At 55.4% G+C, this 16788-nt stretch carries 9 protein-coding genes, 5 tRNA genes and 6 pseudogenes; 7 read left to right on the top strand and 13 right to left on the bottom strand.

Translation table 11 applies throughout. The annotated features are described in order from the left end of the window. Positions 1–7: 7 nt before the first annotated feature. The 3 genes and pseudogenes from ACTBDU_RS11635 to pepA all read right to left on the bottom strand — a co-directional run. Positions 8–492: pseudogene (locus tag ACTBDU_RS11635) on the bottom strand (class I tRNA ligase family protein); the annotation flags it as partial. A 13-nt stretch (positions 493–505) separates the two neighbouring features. After that, positions 506–983 (bottom strand): annotated as a pseudogene (locus ACTBDU_RS11630) (DNA polymerase III subunit chi). An 80-nt stretch (positions 984–1063) separates the two neighbouring features. Further along, on the bottom strand, positions 1064–2575 hold the full coding sequence (pepA, locus tag ACTBDU_RS11625; RefSeq protein ID WP_438806556.1) for a leucyl aminopeptidase: 1512 nt from the start codon (positions 2573–2575) through the stop codon (positions 1064–1066). A gap of 279 nt (positions 2576–2854) precedes the next feature. Here pepA and lptF point away from each other — a divergent pair. The 4 genes and pseudogenes from lptF to ACTBDU_RS11605 all read left to right on the top strand — a co-directional run bounded on the left by lptF (position 2855) and on the right by ACTBDU_RS11605 (position 5723). Further along, positions 2855–3900 (top strand): annotated as a pseudogene (gene lptF, locus ACTBDU_RS11620) (LPS export ABC transporter permease LptF). 602 nt (positions 3901–4502) lie between these two features. Continuing rightward, entirely contained in the window at positions 4503–4961 is a 459-nt protein-coding gene (locus ACTBDU_RS11615) for a transglutaminase-like domain-containing protein (protein ID WP_438806555.1), read from the top strand. Continuing rightward, positions 4888–5385, top strand: a complete 498-nt coding sequence (locus ACTBDU_RS11610) for a hypothetical protein (RefSeq protein ID WP_438806554.1) — start codon at positions 4888–4890, stop codon at positions 5383–5385. The genes ACTBDU_RS11615 and ACTBDU_RS11610 overlap by 74 nt, the downstream gene beginning before the upstream one ends. 107 nt (positions 5386–5492) lie before the next feature. Beyond that, positions 5493–5723, top strand: a complete 231-nt coding sequence (locus tag ACTBDU_RS11605) for a hypothetical protein (RefSeq protein ID WP_438806553.1) — start codon at positions 5493–5495, stop codon at positions 5721–5723. A gap of 74 nt (positions 5724–5797) precedes the next feature. Here the strand turns inward: ACTBDU_RS11605 and ACTBDU_RS11600 are convergent. The 9 genes and pseudogenes from ACTBDU_RS11600 to nagB all read right to left on the bottom strand — a co-directional run bounded on the left by ACTBDU_RS11600 (position 5798) and on the right by nagB (position 12049). Further along, positions 5798–5871, bottom strand: a tRNA-Gln gene (locus ACTBDU_RS11600). A gap of 6 nt (positions 5872–5877) precedes the next feature. Continuing rightward, positions 5878–5954: transfer RNA gene (locus ACTBDU_RS11595), tRNA-Met, on the bottom strand. Positions 5955–6007: 53 nt separating this feature from the next. Next, positions 6008–6082: transfer RNA gene (locus ACTBDU_RS11590), tRNA-Gln, on the bottom strand. 18 nt (positions 6083–6100) lie between these two features. Beyond that, positions 6101–6185, bottom strand: a tRNA-Leu gene (locus ACTBDU_RS11585). 5 nt (positions 6186–6190) lie between these two features. After that, positions 6191–6267, bottom strand: a tRNA-Met gene (locus ACTBDU_RS11580). A gap of 395 nt (positions 6268–6662) precedes the next feature. After that, a pseudogene (gene asnB, locus ACTBDU_RS11575) lies at positions 6663–8326 on the bottom strand (asparagine synthase B). Between the two features lie 500 nt (positions 8327–8826). Then, a pseudogene (nagC, locus tag ACTBDU_RS11570) lies at positions 8827–10070 on the bottom strand (DNA-binding transcriptional regulator NagC). A gap of 17 nt (positions 10071–10087) precedes the next feature. Continuing rightward, positions 10088–11230: an N-acetylglucosamine-6-phosphate deacetylase gene (gene nagA, locus ACTBDU_RS11565; protein ID WP_438806552.1), complete on the bottom strand. Its 1143-nt coding sequence runs from the start codon at positions 11228–11230 to the stop codon at positions 10088–10090. 16 nt (positions 11231–11246) lie between these two features. Further along, a pseudogene (gene nagB, locus ACTBDU_RS11560) lies at positions 11247–12049 on the bottom strand (glucosamine-6-phosphate deaminase). A 257-nt stretch (positions 12050–12306) separates the two neighbouring features. Here nagB and ACTBDU_RS11555 point away from each other — a divergent pair. From ACTBDU_RS11555 to glnS, 3 genes are all read left to right on the top strand, one after another. Continuing rightward, positions 12307–12867, top strand: coding sequence for a PTS transporter subunit EIIC (locus ACTBDU_RS11555; RefSeq protein ID WP_438806551.1), 561 nt, complete (start codon positions 12307–12309; stop codon positions 12865–12867). After that, positions 12864–14123, top strand: coding sequence for a glucose PTS transporter subunit IIA (locus tag ACTBDU_RS11550; protein ID WP_438806557.1), 1260 nt, complete (start codon positions 12864–12866; stop codon positions 14121–14123). Before ACTBDU_RS11555 ends, ACTBDU_RS11550 begins: the two co-directional genes overlap by 4 nt. Before the next feature lie 371 nt (positions 14124–14494). Then, on the top strand, positions 14495–16165 hold the full coding sequence (gene glnS / locus ACTBDU_RS11545; RefSeq protein WP_438806550.1) for a glutamine--tRNA ligase: 1671 nt from the start codon (positions 14495–14497) through the stop codon (positions 16163–16165). A 360-nt stretch (positions 16166–16525) separates the two neighbouring features. Here the strand turns inward: glnS and ACTBDU_RS11540 are convergent. Next, positions 16526–16788, bottom strand: a 263-nt coding sequence (locus tag ACTBDU_RS11540; protein ID WP_438806549.1) for an integrase core domain-containing protein, incomplete at its 5' end; no start/stop codon positions are given.

Raw genomic sequence — 16788 nt, 5'->3', positions numbered from 1 at the left:
CTTCCTAGTATAGGCGTACGAACACTTCTTTCACCGCGTTGGACAGCCCTTCGTCCATGGTGTGAACCACTCGCGTTTCCAGTCCACGGGGTCACCCAGCCGGCGCATTTGATGGGTAATCGTGCCGCCGGATTAGGCTTTCCACTGCCGAATCTTGTCGATGAAGGCGTCGCGGCCGTAATCGTGCCGGGTTTTTCCCTCTTCAGCGGCGATTTTCCGCTCCACCACCATCTGCGTCGCAATGCCGGCGTGATCGGTACCCGCCTGCCACAGGGTACTTTTGCCCTGCATACGCTGATAACGAATCAGGGTATCCATAATGGTCTGCTGGAAGGCATGGCCCATATGCAAGCTGCCGGTCACGTTGGGCCGCGGGATCATGATGCAGTAGCTATCCTGCCTGGTATCGTTGTTCGGCTTGAAATAGCCCTGCTGCTCCCAGTGCTCATACAGCGGCTGCTCGATATCTTTCGGATTGTATGTTTTGTCTATTATGCGTCGTTAATCACTGCGTTGGCGGCGTGGCCGTAGTCAATTGGAAGCTGACGCTGCGATACGCTTTATAACGATCGCGCTCCAACTGTTTTAAAGCATCTTCATCCGGGACGAAGTCTATCACTTCATGGAAAGCGGAGGCAAAATCCGTACAGGCCGGCAGCAGGCTAATCAGCAGATCCCGCGGCGCTGCGGCCAGCAAAGCTTCACCGGCGCGCCGGCGCGCGGACCTTCCCCCGCCAGGTTGTGCGGCGCGAACGCTTGGGGATCGCGCGCCCATAGCGCCTCGTCGAGCCTGAGCGCCTGAGCGCCTGAGCGCCTGAGCGCCTGAGCGCCTGAGCGCCTAAGCATCGTCCTCACAGGCGATAAACACTCTTTTGCCCCTGCCGCCATTTATCGGCCGCCAAATCGCAGGCGAGTCGCTCCACGGCGTTCAGCCCATCGCTGATGGCATGTTGGTCGAACAGGTAGAAAGTTGCGTTTTTCATGTGCCGTTAAGTCAACAAGGGGGTTACGGAAAAAACAGCGGGCGGCAAACGCCGCCCGTGCAAGCATATCTTTTTCACAGTTACTCGTCACCGTTGAGTCCGACGCGGTTAAGCAAGAATTGCGACAGCATCGCCACCGGACGGCCCGTGGCACCCTTGGCTTTACCGGAGCGCCAGGCGGTACCGGCGATGTCCAGATGCGCCCAATTATATTTACGCGCGAAACGGGACAGGAAGCAACCGGCGGTAATCGCGCCACCCGGCCTGCCGCCGATGTTCGCCATATCGGCGAAATTCGATTCCAGCTGTTCCTGGAACTCATCCCCCAGCGGCAAACGCCAAGCGCGGTCCCCGGCCTGCTCGGCGGCGCCGATAAGCTCATGGGCCAGAGGATTGTGGTTCGACATCAGGCCGGTCAAATGATGCCCCAGCGCGATAACGCAGGCGCCGGTCAGCGTGGCGACATCAATCACCACCTCCGGCTCGAAACGCTCGACATAGGTGAGAGCATCGCACAGCACCAACCGCCCCTCGGCATCGGTATTCAATACTTCCACCGTTTGGCCGGAAAGGGTGGTTAACACATCGCCGGGCCGGAATGCGCGGCCGTCCACCATGTTTTCACAACCGGCCAGTACGCCGACGATATTCAGCGGCAAATTAAGCTCCATTGCCATGCGCATCACGCCATACACGGTCGCGGCGCCGCACATGTCGTATTTCATTTCATTTATGCTGTCGGCGGGCTTGATGGAAATGCCGCCGGCGTCAAAGGTCAGGCCTTTACCGACCAGCACAATAGGCCGCGCGTCGGCGTCAGGGCTGCCCTTATACTTGATGACCGACATCAGCGATTCATTGGCCGAGCCCTGGCCTACCGCCAGATAGGCGTTCATCCCCAGCTCTTTCATCTGCTGTTCGCCGATAACCCGGGTGGTGGTGGTTTTGCCGTAGCCGTCGGCCAGCTGGAGCGCTTGGGAGGCCAGGTAGGCGGGATTGCAAATATTGGGTGGCATGTTACCCAAGTCTTTAGCGGCCTTGATGCCGGCGGCAATCGCCAGACCGTGCGAAATCGCGCGCTCGCCGCTGGCCAGCGCGCGGCGCGTCGGCACATTAAACACCATTTTGCGCAGCGGTCGGTGCGGTTCGATTTTATCGCTTTTCAGCTGATCGAAGGTATAAAGCGTCTCTTTCGCTGTTTCCACCGCCTGGCGTACTTTCCAATAGGTATTGCGCCCTTTGACGTGCAGCTCGGTCAAAAAGCACACGGCCTCCATCGAGCCGGTGTCGTTCAGTGTATTAATGGTTTTGTTAATGACCGGCTTATACTGGCGCTCATCCAGCTCGCGCTCTTTACCGCAGCCGATAAGCAAAATTCGTTTGGACAGCACATTCGGGACATGATGCAGCAGCAGCGTTTGTCCGACCTTGCCTTCCAGTTCACCACGGCGTAGCAGCGCGCTGATATAGCCATCGCTGATTTTATCGAGCTGTTCGGCAATCGGGGATAGCCGACGTGGTTCAAATACCCCGACGACGATACAGGCGCTGCGTTGTTTTTCCGGGCTACCGCTTTTTACACTGAACTCCATGCACTCTCCTGAATCTTAAAGACGAAGACGGTAGCGCGGGATAGAATAGACTTTCCCGTCATCGTCCCGCCTTTGCATTCACTCTATGTGTTAATCTGAACGACGCAAAGGACGCTATTCTGTCGACAATCAGTGCGTTCTCATGGCTCGGCCGAACGCTTAATGTTGTTATACTCTATCTAGCGATAAAGGTGTCTGTTTGATACGTATCAATGAGGGATTAGCGATGAAATTATCGATTTTCCTGCAAAAAAACAAGTTTTCACAGGCGAAATAAGCGTGATAACCACTAGATATCTGGTTCGGGAGACATTTAAAAGCCAGCTCGCCATCCTGTTCATCCTGCTTTTGATTTTTTTCTGTCAAAAGCTGGTGCGGATCCTGGGCGCAGCGGTGGGTGGCGATATCCCGACAAACCTGGTTTTGTCCTTACTCGGCTTGGGCGTGCCTGAAATAGCGCAACTGATCCTACCCCTGAGTCTCTTTCTGGGGTTGTTGATGACCTTGAGCCGGGATGTACACCGAAAGCGAAATTACGGTTATGCACGCCTGCGGGTTGGGTAAAAGCATATTAATCCGTGCGGCGCTGCTGTTTAGCCTGATTACCGCAATACTGGCGGCGGTGAATGTGGTATGGATTTCACCCTGGTCGTCGCGCCATCAAGATCTGGTCATGTCGGAAGCCAAAGCCAATCCCAGCATGGCGGCGTTGGTCGAGGGGCAATTCAAACCGGCGGAAAACGGCAATTCGGTGCTGTTCGTCGGCAACGTCAAAGATAAAGGCTTTGAACATGTATTCCTGGCGCAGCTTAAGCCGAACGGCAACGCGCGTCCTTCCGTAGTGATAGCGGAGCGCGGCCATATGAGCCAGCGGCCGGACGGATCGCAACTGGTCATGCTGGACAAGGGCACCCGCTATGAGGGGACCGCTCTGCTGCGCGATTTTCGCATTACTGATTTCACTCAATATCAGGCGGTTATCGGTCACCGGTGCGGTGTCGGTGGACGGCACCGACGCTGAGCAAATGTCGCTGCGCCAGCTATGGCGCACCTCGGAGCCCGAGGCGCGCGCCGAACTGCACTGGGGATTTACGTTGGTGGTCTCGGTGCTGATCATGGCAATGATGGTGGTGCCCCTGTCGGTGGTCAACCCACGCCAGGGGCGGGTGCTAAACATGTTGCCTGCCATGTTGCTGTATCTGATCTTCTTCCTGCTGCAACCCTCGCTACGCTCCAACGGCGCCAAGGGCGAGCTTGACCCGATGCTGTGGATGTGGCTGACCAATGTGGCGTACCTGGCGCTGGCGCTGGTACTGAATTTATGAGACAGCGTACCGGCGAGAAGGCTTCGCGGGCGTCTGCATGCAAGAGGAGCGGCCTGATGTTCGGTGTGTTAGACCGTTATATCGGTAAAACGATCTTCAATACCATCATGATCACTACACTAGTGAGGTTGGTGAAGTAGCATCAGAAGATAGCCTAGCAAGCGAACGCAAAAGGGCCGTTTAAAAAACTATAAATTTTTTGTTTATTTTTAGCAACACAATTGCTAATGAAGGAATTTTTAAACGGCTTTCAAACTTATCTAAATTACAATCAATGCAGTCCAGAATATAGCGCAAAAAAATCATTTTCCGCTCATTTTTTGCGACGAGCCCAAAATCAGTAAAATCACTGTAAGCCGCGCTAGTAAAGGGCTTCCGGCTAATCCATCGTTCCCCTTGAGAGTCCAGAAATGCTTACCACCCCACAAAGCATTTTACGCGAATGCTGGCCTTCAAACCCGACGCCGAGCGGCTCGACGCCTACCAGATGACGTATACCGCCGAGCGGCCGCTGTATTATCGTGCAACGTTGCCTGGCGAGTTCAAGGTCAAGAGCAGCAGGGACAAAAAAAAGGTTGAGGTGAAACTCGTCAAACCTCGCTATGGAAAGCTACGTGCGCGAGTTTCCTTATTTCCAGGTCGGCACTTCGCTTAGCGCGCAGGACATGTTTGGCCCCATGGCGAAAAAGTATCAACACATTTTGGGTCAGCCGTTACCGCCCGATGCTCGGCGGATAATACAAAGCCTCAAAGGGCGGCCGATGGAAAAGCAGGTCGCGGAGATAATGCGTTATCTGCATCAGCGCTACCGTTATCTGGGCGACTGGCGCGCGAGCAATCGCGGCTATGTGCCGTTTGATCTCGCCCAAATCGAGCAAAATGGCTATGGCGATTGCAAAGACTCATCCATTCTGCTGGCGGCGATGTTGCGTGAGGCGGGCGTGACGGCCCGGCCGGCGCTGGTGGCGCGCGGGCTCCCTCTTGCCCATGGCGATTCCGGGCGTCACGACCAACCATGCCATCGTACAGGCGAAGATTGCCGGCAAAATCGAATGGCTTGATCCTACTCAGTATTATTATGCGCCCGGCTATGTGGCGCCGGATCTTCAGGATCGCGCGGCGCTGGTTTTCACGCCGGAAGGAAAAGTGATTGTGAACGCTATCCCGGCGTCCACGCCGCGGCAAGAGGAGCGGATCGAGCGCAATGAGACTTTTACCGCGCAGGGGCGGTCGACTGTCCACGAGCAGCAGGTGAGAATGAAGGACGGCGATCTTTCCAATCTGTTCCAGGGGGATCGTGAACAGGGTGTGGAAAGTATTGATATCGCCTTATGCAATGCGGTGGTGAATGAAAACGCCCGCTGCCGGGGGGAACGCGCCCCGCTGCAATATCAGTTACCTGAAGCCTACCGGGTCAATATCCATGCCGAAGATCGCCATGCTCTGACGCGGATTGCCGATTCGCGCTATTTCTATCTGGGATAGCCCTTACCCCACGGTTTGGGATGATTTTAACCGCTACCGGCGTGAAGGAGGGTTAACCGATATTTATTTGGGGGAGCCGAGAAAATTGTCGCGGCAAATAAATCTGGTTGGCGAAGGCATTACCGCAGGCGCTAAACGCCTGCCAGCTCCGTTCTCGATTGTCCAATATCGACATCACGGGAGAGAAGACGGCGCGGGGCTACCGTTACAGCAAGCAGATAACGGTCAAAACGCCGTGGATAAGTTATAATGAAATCATGCAACCGGCCTTTGAGAGCCTGATGACGTGCGCCAACAATTGTTACGATCGGCTTAATTTTGTCGTTAATGCGCCGTGAGCGCGGGTCGCACAATGGCAACCAAAAACGCTCCCCCGGAAGCGTTTTTGATTGCCGCCTGCGCGGGCTTGATATGGCTGGGGTACCAGGATTCGAACCTGGGATGCCGGAATCAGAATCCGGCGCCTTACCGCTTGGCGATACCCCAAAAATATGGTGGCTACAGCGGTGATCGAACCTGTGACCCCAGCATTATGAGTGCTGTGCTCTAACCAGCTGAGCTACGTAGCCGTATTTTTGACTGATTACTCTGCAACAGACCGCGATATCGGCAGGTCTCATTTTGGCTGGGGTACCAGGATTCGAACCTGGGCGTGGCGGGATCAAAACCCGCTGCCTTACCACTTGGCTATACCCCATTGCTGCTTACCGAACGATGGTGCGGGAGGCGAGACTTGAACTCGCACACCTTGCGGCGCCAGAACCTAAATCTGGTGCGTCTACCAATTTCACCACTCCCGCAAAGGTGGTGGCTACGACGGGATTCGAACCTGTGACCCCAGCATTATGAGTGCTGTGCTCTAACCAGCTGAGCTACGTAGCCAACTTTCCGCGTGACCTACATTCGGCGTTGCGGGGCGCATTATGCGGAGTTGACGAACTTCAGTCAACCCCTTTTTTTCGCTAATCCGGCATTGCGCGGGCCGTTTGTCTGGCTAATGAACAACCTGACCATAAAAGCGGCTAACGTAATGATTTTCCCGCGCTCACGGGGAGGAAAACCGGGCCAATAGGGCCCGTTTTTAACCGGAATAGCAGGGAGGATTGACGGGGCGGCAGCCCCCCCGACCGGCGCAATGAACAGCGTCCAGCGAGGCCTGCCCGACAGCAGGGCTCTCACGGCAGTTTGCCGCCATGCACTCAGCATTGCCGGCCCGAGGCCGATGGCCGCCTGCCCGACGGCCCTGGAGGCCAGCAACTCGCCCTCGCAGGCGGATATCAATAGGCCGAAGCGTGTACGCCTACCGCGCGACCAGAGGGATCGTCCATTTTTTTGAAACTCATCCCATTCGATAGCCTTGGCGGAAGAGCAGGCCACCGACGGGCCCCGTGTACGCATTCCGCGGCACTCGGCAGCGGGAACAGCTCGGTGAAAATTTCCCGGTACAAATAGCCTTCTTTGGACGTCGGCGTGTTATAAGGGAAGCGGAAGTGGGCATTGGCCAGCTGCTGTTGATCGCTGATTTGCTCCGCGGCAATGACTTTCAGGCTGTCAATCCAGCTGTAGCCCACGCCGTCGGAAAACTGTTCCTTCTGCCGCCAGGCAACGCTTTCCGGCAGATAATCGGCAAAGCATTCGCGCAGCACGTGTTTCTCAATTTTGCCATTGCCGCACATTTTGTCCTGCGAGTTAATACGCATCGCCACATCCAGGAACTGCTTGTCGAAGAAGGGGACGCGTGCCTTGACGCCCCAGGCGGACAACGCTTCGTTGGCACGGGCGCAGTCATACATATGCAGGGCCTGCAGTTTACGGACCAGTTCTTCATCGAACCCTTTCGCGTTTGGCACCTTGTGGAAATAGAGCTAGCCGCCGAACACTTCATCGGCGCTTTCGCCGGACAGGACCGTTTTGATGCCCATCGCCTTGATTTTGCGCGACATCAGGTACCATCGGCGTCGAGGCGCGGATGGTCGTAACGTCATAGGTTTCGATGTGGTAAATCACGTCGCGGATCGCGTCCAGACCTTCTTGCACCGTGAAATAAATTTCATGGTGCACCGTGCCCAGAGCTGCCGCCACTTTGCTGGCGGCGCGCAGATCCGGCGAGCTTTCCAGGCCCACGGCGAAAGAGTGCAGCTGCGGCCACCAGACTTCGCTTTGCGCGTGATCTTCCGCCCGACGGGCGGCATACTTCTTAGTGAAGGCGGAAATGATGGATGAATCAAGCCCGCCGGACAGCAGCACGCCGTAGGGCACATCCGACATCAGATGGCTTTTCACCGATTCTTCCAACGTTGCCTTCAGCGCCGCTTTGTCGGTGACGTTATCTTTCACCCGATCGTAATCGAACCAATCGCGCTGACAGTAGGGACGCAGTTCACCGTCCTGGCTCCAGAGGTAGTGTCCCGGCGGGAACTCTTGGAGCGTGCGGCAGACCGGGACCAGCGCTTTCATTTCCGACGCGACATACAGGTTACCGTGCTCGTCATGACCCATATACAGCGGAATGATGCCCATGTGATCGCGGCCGATTAAATAGGCGTCCTTATCCGTGTCATACAGGATAAAGGGGAACATGCCGCGCAATTCGTCCAGAAATTCCGGGCCTTTTCCCTGATACAGGGCCAGAATGACTTCGCAGTCGGAACTGGTCTGAAAGGCGTAGCGGTCGCCCAGCTGTTCGCGGATGAGCTGATGGTTAAAATCTCGCCGTTTACCGCCAACACACATGTGTGTGCGCCGCGTTGTAAAGCGGTTGGGCGCCGGTGTTGACGTCGACGATGGACAAACGCTCATGGGTCAATATCGCTTTTTCGCCCGCATAGACGCCGGACCAATCGGGGCCGCGATGACGCATCAGGCGGGAGCATTCCAGCGCCTGTTTACGTAATTCAACCGGATCGGTCTTTAGATCCAGTACCCCCAAAATAGAACACATAATTTTTCCCTCATGATGATTCCCGACGGTCGCCGCGTTGTCGCCTGCGCCGTCACATATACAACGTTTTAGCATCAAAACGACCCGACAATTCAATATCCAGGTGGAAATAAACGTTATCAGGTAAATAATCATCAATAAAAAAGCGAAATAACAACATAAAAGGCAATAAACCAGAAGAGAAGGGCGCGTTCATTGTGAATTCAATAATGCGATTTTTTATAGCCTGCGGCCGTGTGGGTGACCGTCTTGCTGGGGGCATGAGGCAAGTGGGCCAAGTGCCCCGTCACTCTGCGAGTTGAAAAGGGCAAACAGGGGCAGGTCAATCGCCGGGAAGACCCAGAAAATCGCGGTGCATTCACAGCTTTATCCGTCGGCTTGCAAAGTTATCGTCTAACGTAACGCAGGCCAATTGTCGGCCATAACCGGGTAAATCGGCGCCCCCGAAGAACGGTGATACGCCAGGGGGCGGTCTTTACCCTGCGCCGATGCGGCGCAGGTCAGCGGTGTGTCGGCACGTCGGCTTCAAGCAACCGCTGAAGCAGCACGCCGTTAAGCATGGCGCGCTTGATCAGGGCGAAAGCGCCGATGGCCGAACCATGCATCCAGCGCTGAGATGACCACCGGCAAGTTTTGCCGGAAGGCTTTCAGCACTTGATTATCAATGCAGCGCTGCACGGCCGGCAGCAAAATCTTGTGGGCCTCGGTGATTTCGCCCGCCAATACCACCTTTTGCGGATTGAACAGGTTAATGCTGAGCGCTATCACTTTACCCAACTGACGGCCGACATGCTCTATTACTTCCACCGCCAACCCGTCACCGCGATTGGCGGCCAGACAGATGTTATCTATCCGGCAGTCGTCCGGCGTCAGTTTACTGGCATAACCCTGACGGAGCAGCCGACGCACCCGTTGCTCGATCGCGGCATTGGCGGCAATGGTTTCCAGACAGCCAAAATTGCCGCAGTGGCAGCGTTCTCCCAGCGGATCGACCTGGATATGGCCAATCTCGCCCACGTTACCGTTACTGCCAAGGAAAATCTGGCCGTTTATCAAGATCCCGGCCCCGGTACCGCGGTGCAAACGAATTAAAATGGAATCGGCGCAATCCTGGGTTGCCCCGAAATAGTGCTCCGCCAGCGCCAGACTGCGAATGTCGTGGCCCACAAACGCGGTGAGATGAAAGCGCTGCTGCAACTGCTCCACCAGCGGCCAGTGGTGCACCTGTATATGAGGCATATAGCGGACAATGCCGGAGAAGGGGTCGACCAGTTCCGGTAATATCACCGAAATAGCGATAAGCTCGCGGGTTTTACGCTGCGCCTGCTCAAGAAAGCCACCGATAGCTTCCATCAGCGCCAGCTCCAGCGTCTGCTGGTTCCGCTGCGGCAGCGGGAAATAGGCTTCCTGCAGGGCCTTGCCGCTCAAATCATAAAGCATGATCGTCGCATCATGCCGGCCGAGGCGAACGCCGATGGCCTGGAAGCCACGGGTTTCGGCCACGATGGAGATAGCCCGCCGGCCGCCGGTGGAGGCTTGCTGATCCACTTCACAGATCAGGCCGCGTTCCAGCAGTTGGCGGGTGATCTTGGTGATACTAGCGGGCGCGAGCTGACTTTGTTCTGCTATCTAAATAAATACGGGAAATCGGGCCCATTTGATCGATGAGACGGTAGACCGCCGCGCTGTTTAACTGTTTAACAAGGTTAATATTGCCTATCGGGGTCTGTCCGCCTGGTGTCATCGCTTACTCGCTTATGGTCAAACTTCGTCGCCGTCAACGATAGTTTTACTGATTTTATAATCGCGGGTGAAGGCGGTTAAGTTGGCGATTTTGCCAACCGTCAGCGTCCCTAACCGCGCGTCCACGCCCAGCGCCCGTGCCGGGTAAAGAGTTGCCATGCGCAACGCCTCATCCAATCCGATACCGGCGTACTCTACGCTACCACGCACCGCTTCAATCATGGTAAGCGCCGAGCCGCTGAGGGTACCGTGTTCATCCACGCAAAGGCCATCGCGATAGTATATTGTTTTGCCAGCGAAAATGAACCTGTCCATATTTTCCGCGCCGGCCGGGGCGGTGGCATCCGTGACCAATATCAGGCGATCGCCTTTAATGCGTTTGGCGTTACGAACGTTGGCCCAGTTGACATGCAGACCGTCGGCGACGATAGCGCAATAAATTTCCGGCGCGTCGAACAGGGCGCCGATAACGCCCGGTTCGCGCCCGACCATCGTTGGCATGGCGTTAAACAGATGGGTCGCAAAGCTGATGCCGGCGTCGAAACCCGCCTTGGCCTGCTGGTAGGTGGCATTGGAATGACCAATGGAAACGCGAATGCCGGCAGCGCACAGCCGGCGGATAACAGACGCGTCCACTTGTTCGGGAGCCAGGGTCATTTTGCTTATCACGTCGCTGTTAGCCCACAGGAAGGCCACCATTTCTTCGCTCGGTGCGCGCATCAACACCGAATCATGGGTGCCTTTTTTGGTCGGGTTGAGGTAGGGGCCTTCCAGATGCAACCCCAGCGCCTGAAGTTTATGCTGCGCCAGGTAAGCGCGCATGACCTCCACCGCCCGACGCATAAAGTCATCAGTGCTGGTGATGAGGGTTGGCAGGAAGCTGGTGCAGCCGGAGCGCTGGTTGGCGGCCTGCATCGTTTCCAGCGTTTCGACCGACAGCGCGTCCAGGCTGTCGTTGAACTGTACGCCGCCGCAGCCGTTAAGCTGCAGGTCGATAAAACCGGGCGCCAGTGCGGTGCCGGCCAAATCGCGGCGTTCAATGCCGGCGGGCAGGCTGTCGGCGGGGCAAATGGCGTCGATAACGCCGTTCGCGATAACGAGCGCGTGGTTATCCAGAATCTCGCTGCCGATATAGATGCGGCCGTTGGTTAACGCATACATAGTCAGCTCCGGGAGGTTAGTGGGCGGTGTTCAGATTCTCTTGTTCCAGTTCACGGAAGTATTTGACCGTTTTCACCTTCAATTCCTGGGTAGACGGTTCATCGCACACCATGACGGCTTTAGCATGCTACTGTAGGCAGGTGATGGTCCACATATGATTGACATTATTTTCTATAGCAGCCTGCGGCGCGTCGGCCTTATTGTGCCTTATCACCAGAATCATCACCTCTTCTGCGTCAAGCAGCGTACCGGCGCCCACCGTCAGGGCGTAGCGGGGTACTTGCTCGATATCATTATCAAAGAAGCGTGAATTGACCCGACGGGTATCCTGGTTCAGGGTTTTGATGCGGGTGCGCGAGGCCAAAGATAAACCCGGTTTATTAAAACCGATGTGGCCGTCGTCGCCGCCACCGCTCATGAACAGGTGAATTTTGCCATAAGATTTGATCTTCTCCTCATAACTGCGACATTCAGCATCAATATCCGGTGCACTGCCGTTAAGGAGGTTGATGTTTTCCCGTGGAATATCGATATAATTAAAAAGTTATTAAATATGAATGAATAATAGCTTTCGGGATGTTTGGCGGGTAAGCCGACATATTCATCCATGTTGAACGTCACCAGATGCTTAAAGCTGATCTGGCCCGCTTTATGCATCTCAATCAGGCTCTTATAGGCTTCCAGCGGCGTGCTGCCGGTGGCCAGCCCGAGAATGAACGGGCAGTTAGCGCTGGGGTTGAAGGCGTTAATACGGTTGACGATATGACGGGCGGCCCACTGACCTACCTGAGCGACGGTGTTTAATGGAATCAGTCTTATGTTTGTCCTCGTAATATGTTGCGGTGCAGTGTTTGAGCGGGGAGTATAACCACTGGGCGTCCACGCCGGAATCCGACGTGTCGTCCCTCCCTTCTAGGCAACTGCGGGTTGATTTTTTGTATTGCAAAATAAGATTGCCTTAAATACTAGAATAAGTCACAAAATAGAGCGATTTAAAATGAAATTTCGTTAAGAAAACCGTTATTATTTTTCGATGAGAATTAAATCTTTCGTCGGCGGTCATTGCGCGGCTGACGATGTCTTCAACAAAGGCGGCGTTTACCGGCTTCGTCGGTTTCCTGGTGGTGACGACATTATGCGCGCTGGCCTCGGTGGTGATGATACAGAAAATCCCCGTGGATCAAGTGCCGGCGGCGTTCGGCAAAATCAATAACCAGTTCGTCGGCATCCTGGTGGGGATTATTTCCGCCGAACTTTATAACCGATTTAGCCATGTCGAGCTCACTAAGGCGTTGTCGTTTTTCAGCGGACGCCGACTGGCGCCGATTCTGGTTTCCTTCGTGATGATTTTCATCGCCTTTATTCTGATGTATATCTGGCCGGTGATCTTCAACGCGCTGGTGGCATTCGGTGAACACATCCAGCAGCTCGGCTCGGTGGGGGCAGGTATTTATGTTTTTTTTAACCGCTTATTGATCCCGGTCGGTCTGCAGCACGCGTTGAATTCGGTCTTTTGGTTCAATGTCGCCGCATTAACGATATTCCCAAATTCCTCGGCGGCCAGCAGTCCATCGAAGCCGGTACCGGCATCATCGGTATCACCGGCCGTTATCAGGCGGGCTTCTTCCCGATCATGATGTTCGGCTTGCCCGGTGCGGCGCTGGCAATTTATCACTGCGCCCGCCCCAAAAACCGCAGTAAAGTCGCCGGGATCATGCTTGCCGCGGTTTTCGCCTTGTTTTTTACCGGCATCACCAAACCGCTGGAATTCTTTTTTATGTTCGTGGCGCCGGTGTTGTATTTCCTGCACGCGATATTGACCGGCCTGTCGGTCTTTATTGCCGCCAGTATGCATTGGATTGCCGGCTTTGGCTTTAGCGCCGGACTGGTGGATGTCGTGCTCTTAAGCCGGAACCCGCTGGCGGTGCATTGGTATATGCTAATCCCGCAAGGCCTGGTGTTCTTCATTCTGTATTATCTGGTATTCCGTTTCACTATCCGTCGCTTTAATTTGCTCACCCCGGGCCGCGAATTGCAAATGGCCGGCGATAAAACCGATGGCTACGATGTGAATATCGATGCCGGCGGCGAAAGCGATAAGGCGCAAAAACTGGCTCGTCGGTATATCAGCGCCATCGGTGGCTCGGATAATCTGATCGGTATTGATGCCTGTATTACCCGTCTGCGCCTGAGCGTAAAAGACACGTCGCTGGTCAATGACGCCGTGGCGAAAAACCTCGGCGTCCAGGGTGTGTTCCGTCTGAACAAAGAAAGTCTGCAAATCATTGTCGGCACCCGCGCGGAAATTATTGCCAGCGCGATGCGTACCGTGTTGGCCAACGGACCGGTCAGGCCGGCGCGCGCGGTATCCCCGGTGTTGGTCGCGACGCTTGCCCCGCGCGTAGAAACGCCTTCTGCCGCGGGGAAACCGGTGGTGGTTTCGCTCGTCTCGCCGATGACCGGTGACGTCGTGCCGCTGGAGCTGGTGCCGGATGAAGCTTTCGCCACCCGCGCCGTGGGAGAGGGTATCGCCATCCGTCCCTCCGATAAACTGGTGTTGTCGCCGGTGAACGGTACGCCGGTCAAAGTTTTCAATACTCATCATGCTTTTTGCCTGGAAACCAACGGCGGCGCTGAAGTGGTAGTGCATATCGCTATCGATACCGTGGCCCTTAACGGACAAGGCTTTACCTGCCTGGTGGAAGAGGGCAGTAAGGTGACGCAGGGGCAGCCTATCCTGGAGCTGGATTTGGCCTACCTGAATGCCAATGCACGTTCGATGATTAGCCCGGCGGTCGTGAGCAATATGGAGGAGTTCGGCGCGCTGACGCCCTCCGCTAACGCGACCGTGCTAGCAGGGCAAAGCCGGCTTTTGGACCTCACCGGCAAATAAATCGCATTTTCTTTGCGCCGCGCGGTGAGACGCCTGCGGCTGCGGCCATCCGCCGTAATGTTGTACTAAAAACACCCGTGCCGCCGTAAGGGGCCGGGCGTTGCTTTTCTGCTGTTATCCTTGCCGCTCCGGGGGAGGATCCCGATGCGGCAGGGCCCTGACCCGATGCCGCGTCCCATTACCCCCGGTCACTTCGCGAACGCGCCCGGTGGGGACGTCTATTTTGCCCGGCATCTCCGCGACAAAGACGCTAAACCGCCGCCCTGCGGCGCTGGAATAGAGAATTTCTTTAACAAACGGTTGTGTCCTGGCGTGGCATGTTGGAACATAAGCGTAATGAATGTCGTGCTGTTGCGTAGAGGAATATCAACATGAGTGAGGCTAAAGCCCGCCCAACGAATTTTATTCGTCAAATCATTGACGACGATCTGGCCTCGGGGAAGCATACATCGGTGCATACCCGTTTTCCGCCAGAGCCAAATGGCTATTTGCATATCGGCCATGCCAAATCGATCTGCCTCAATTTTGGCATTGCCCAGGATTATCAGGGCCGATGTAACCTGCGTTTCGACGACACTAATCCGGTCAAAGAGAACATGGAATATGTCGACTCTATCAAGCACGACGTGCAGTGGCTGGGTTTTAACTGGAGTGGTGACATTCACTACTCTTCCGATTATTTCGACAAGCTGCATAACTACGCACTTGAGATTATCGACAAAGGGCTGGCCTATGTCGACCAGCTATCGCCGGATCAAATCCGCGATAATCGCGGCACCCTGACGCGCCCGGGTAAAAATAGCCCTTATCGGGATCGGAGCGTGGAAAAAAACCGGGCGTTATTCGCCAGCATGCGCAAGGGCGAATTTGCCGAAGGCAGTGCCTGCCTGCGGGCAAAAATCGACATGGCCTCGCCGTTTATGGTGATGCGCGACCCGGTGCTGTACCGCATCAAATTCGCCGATCACCATCAGACCGGCAACAAGTGGTGCATCTATCCGATGTATGACTTTACCCACTGCATCTCCGATGCGTTGGAAGGCATTACCCATTCGCTTTGCACGCTGGAGTTTCAGGATAACCGCCGGCTGTATGATTGGGTGCTGGACAACATTACGATCGACGTGCATCCCCGGCAGTATGAATTCTCCCGACTCAATCTCGAATACGCCATTATGTCCAAGCGCAAGCTGAATCTTCTGGTCACGGAGAAAATTGTCGAGGGCTGGGACGATCCGCGCATGCCGACCATTTCTGGTCTGCGCCGCCGCGGCTATACGGCGGCCTCGATTCGTGAATTCTGCCGCCGCATCGGCGTGACGAAGCAGGATAACAATGTTGAAATGGCCGCGCTGGAAGCCTGCATCCGCGAAGATCTGAACGATCGCGCGCCGCGCGCCATGGCGGTGATCGACCCCGTACGAGTGGTCATCGAAAGTCTGCCTGTGGGGCATGAACAGGATATCGCGATGCCAAACCATCCCAACAGGCCGGAGAAGGGAACCCGTCAGGTGGCGTTCAGCCGCGAAATTTATATCGATCGCGCTGACTTCCGCGAAGAAGCCAACAAGCAGTACAAGCGGCTGGTATTGGGCAAGGAAGTGCGCCTGCGCAATGCGTTTGTGATCAAAGCTGAACGCGTGGGAAAAGACCCTCAGGGGCAAATCACCACGATTTTTTGCCGTCACGATCCCGGCACCCTGAGTAAAGATCCCGCGGACGGGCGTAAGGTGAAAGGTGTAATCCACTGGGTATCGGCCACCCGTAGCCTTGCCGCGGAGTTTCGTCTATATGACCGGTTATTCGGCGAGGCCAACCCGGCGGCAGCAGAGAATTTTCTCTCCACGCTGAACCCCGATTCGCTGGTTATCCGTCAGGGCTTTGTCGAAGCCGGCGTGCCGGCAGCCAACACGGGCGAACCCTTTCAGTTTGAGCGCGAAGGCTATTTTCGCGCCGACAGTCGCTACTTCAGCCCCGCGCATCCGGTGTTTAACCGCACCGTGGGACTGCGCGATACCTGGGCTGTGAAAGCCGTGATGTAACGTTCTCCCGTCCCGCGCCGTTTTTCGCTCAGGCGTAGGGCGGGAGCCGTCGCCCAGCGTTCTCTTCATCCCGCCGGCGAAAACGCCGGCTGCGACCGTCTTGATTTCCCTGTTCTTGACCGCATGCGAGGACAAACTTTTCATGCCGGCTCCTGTGAGCGTCGGGCAACCCTATTGAACACTTTTCCCCTTAATTCAGGTCGCATAATGTTGATCGCTGTTGCTTACAGCGCATTATTGCTTCTGCACGTTTTCTATCGCCGCCGTTAAATCATCGAGATTCGTTAATTTAAAGACCTGCGAATGGTTGCGTAAACGCACCAGATAATGGTTGGGACCGTCGCACCAGATTTGTAGTGGTCAACTAAAACTGGCCACCACGTTAGCGTTTTTCCAGTATCTATTTTCTGATTCCTTTGGTGGCAACCCACCGTTATATTCATGCGGCCTGAGTGCGCTGTAATATCCCACGATATAGTCGGTAATTTCATGAGCTGCTTCGCTGAAGCTTATGTAGCCCGTTACCGGTATCCACTCGTTTTTCAGACTTCTGAAGAAGCGCTCCATCGGACTGTTATCCCAACAGTTACCACGCCGACTCATACTTTGTTTGATCCGGTAAC

This window comes from Sodalis sp. (in: enterobacteria), assembly GCF_051710625.1.
In the GTDB taxonomy this organism is placed as follows: domain Bacteria; phylum Pseudomonadota; class Gammaproteobacteria; order Enterobacterales; family Enterobacteriaceae; genus JBPESN01.
This window is presented reverse-complemented; position numbering and strand designations above follow the sequence as displayed.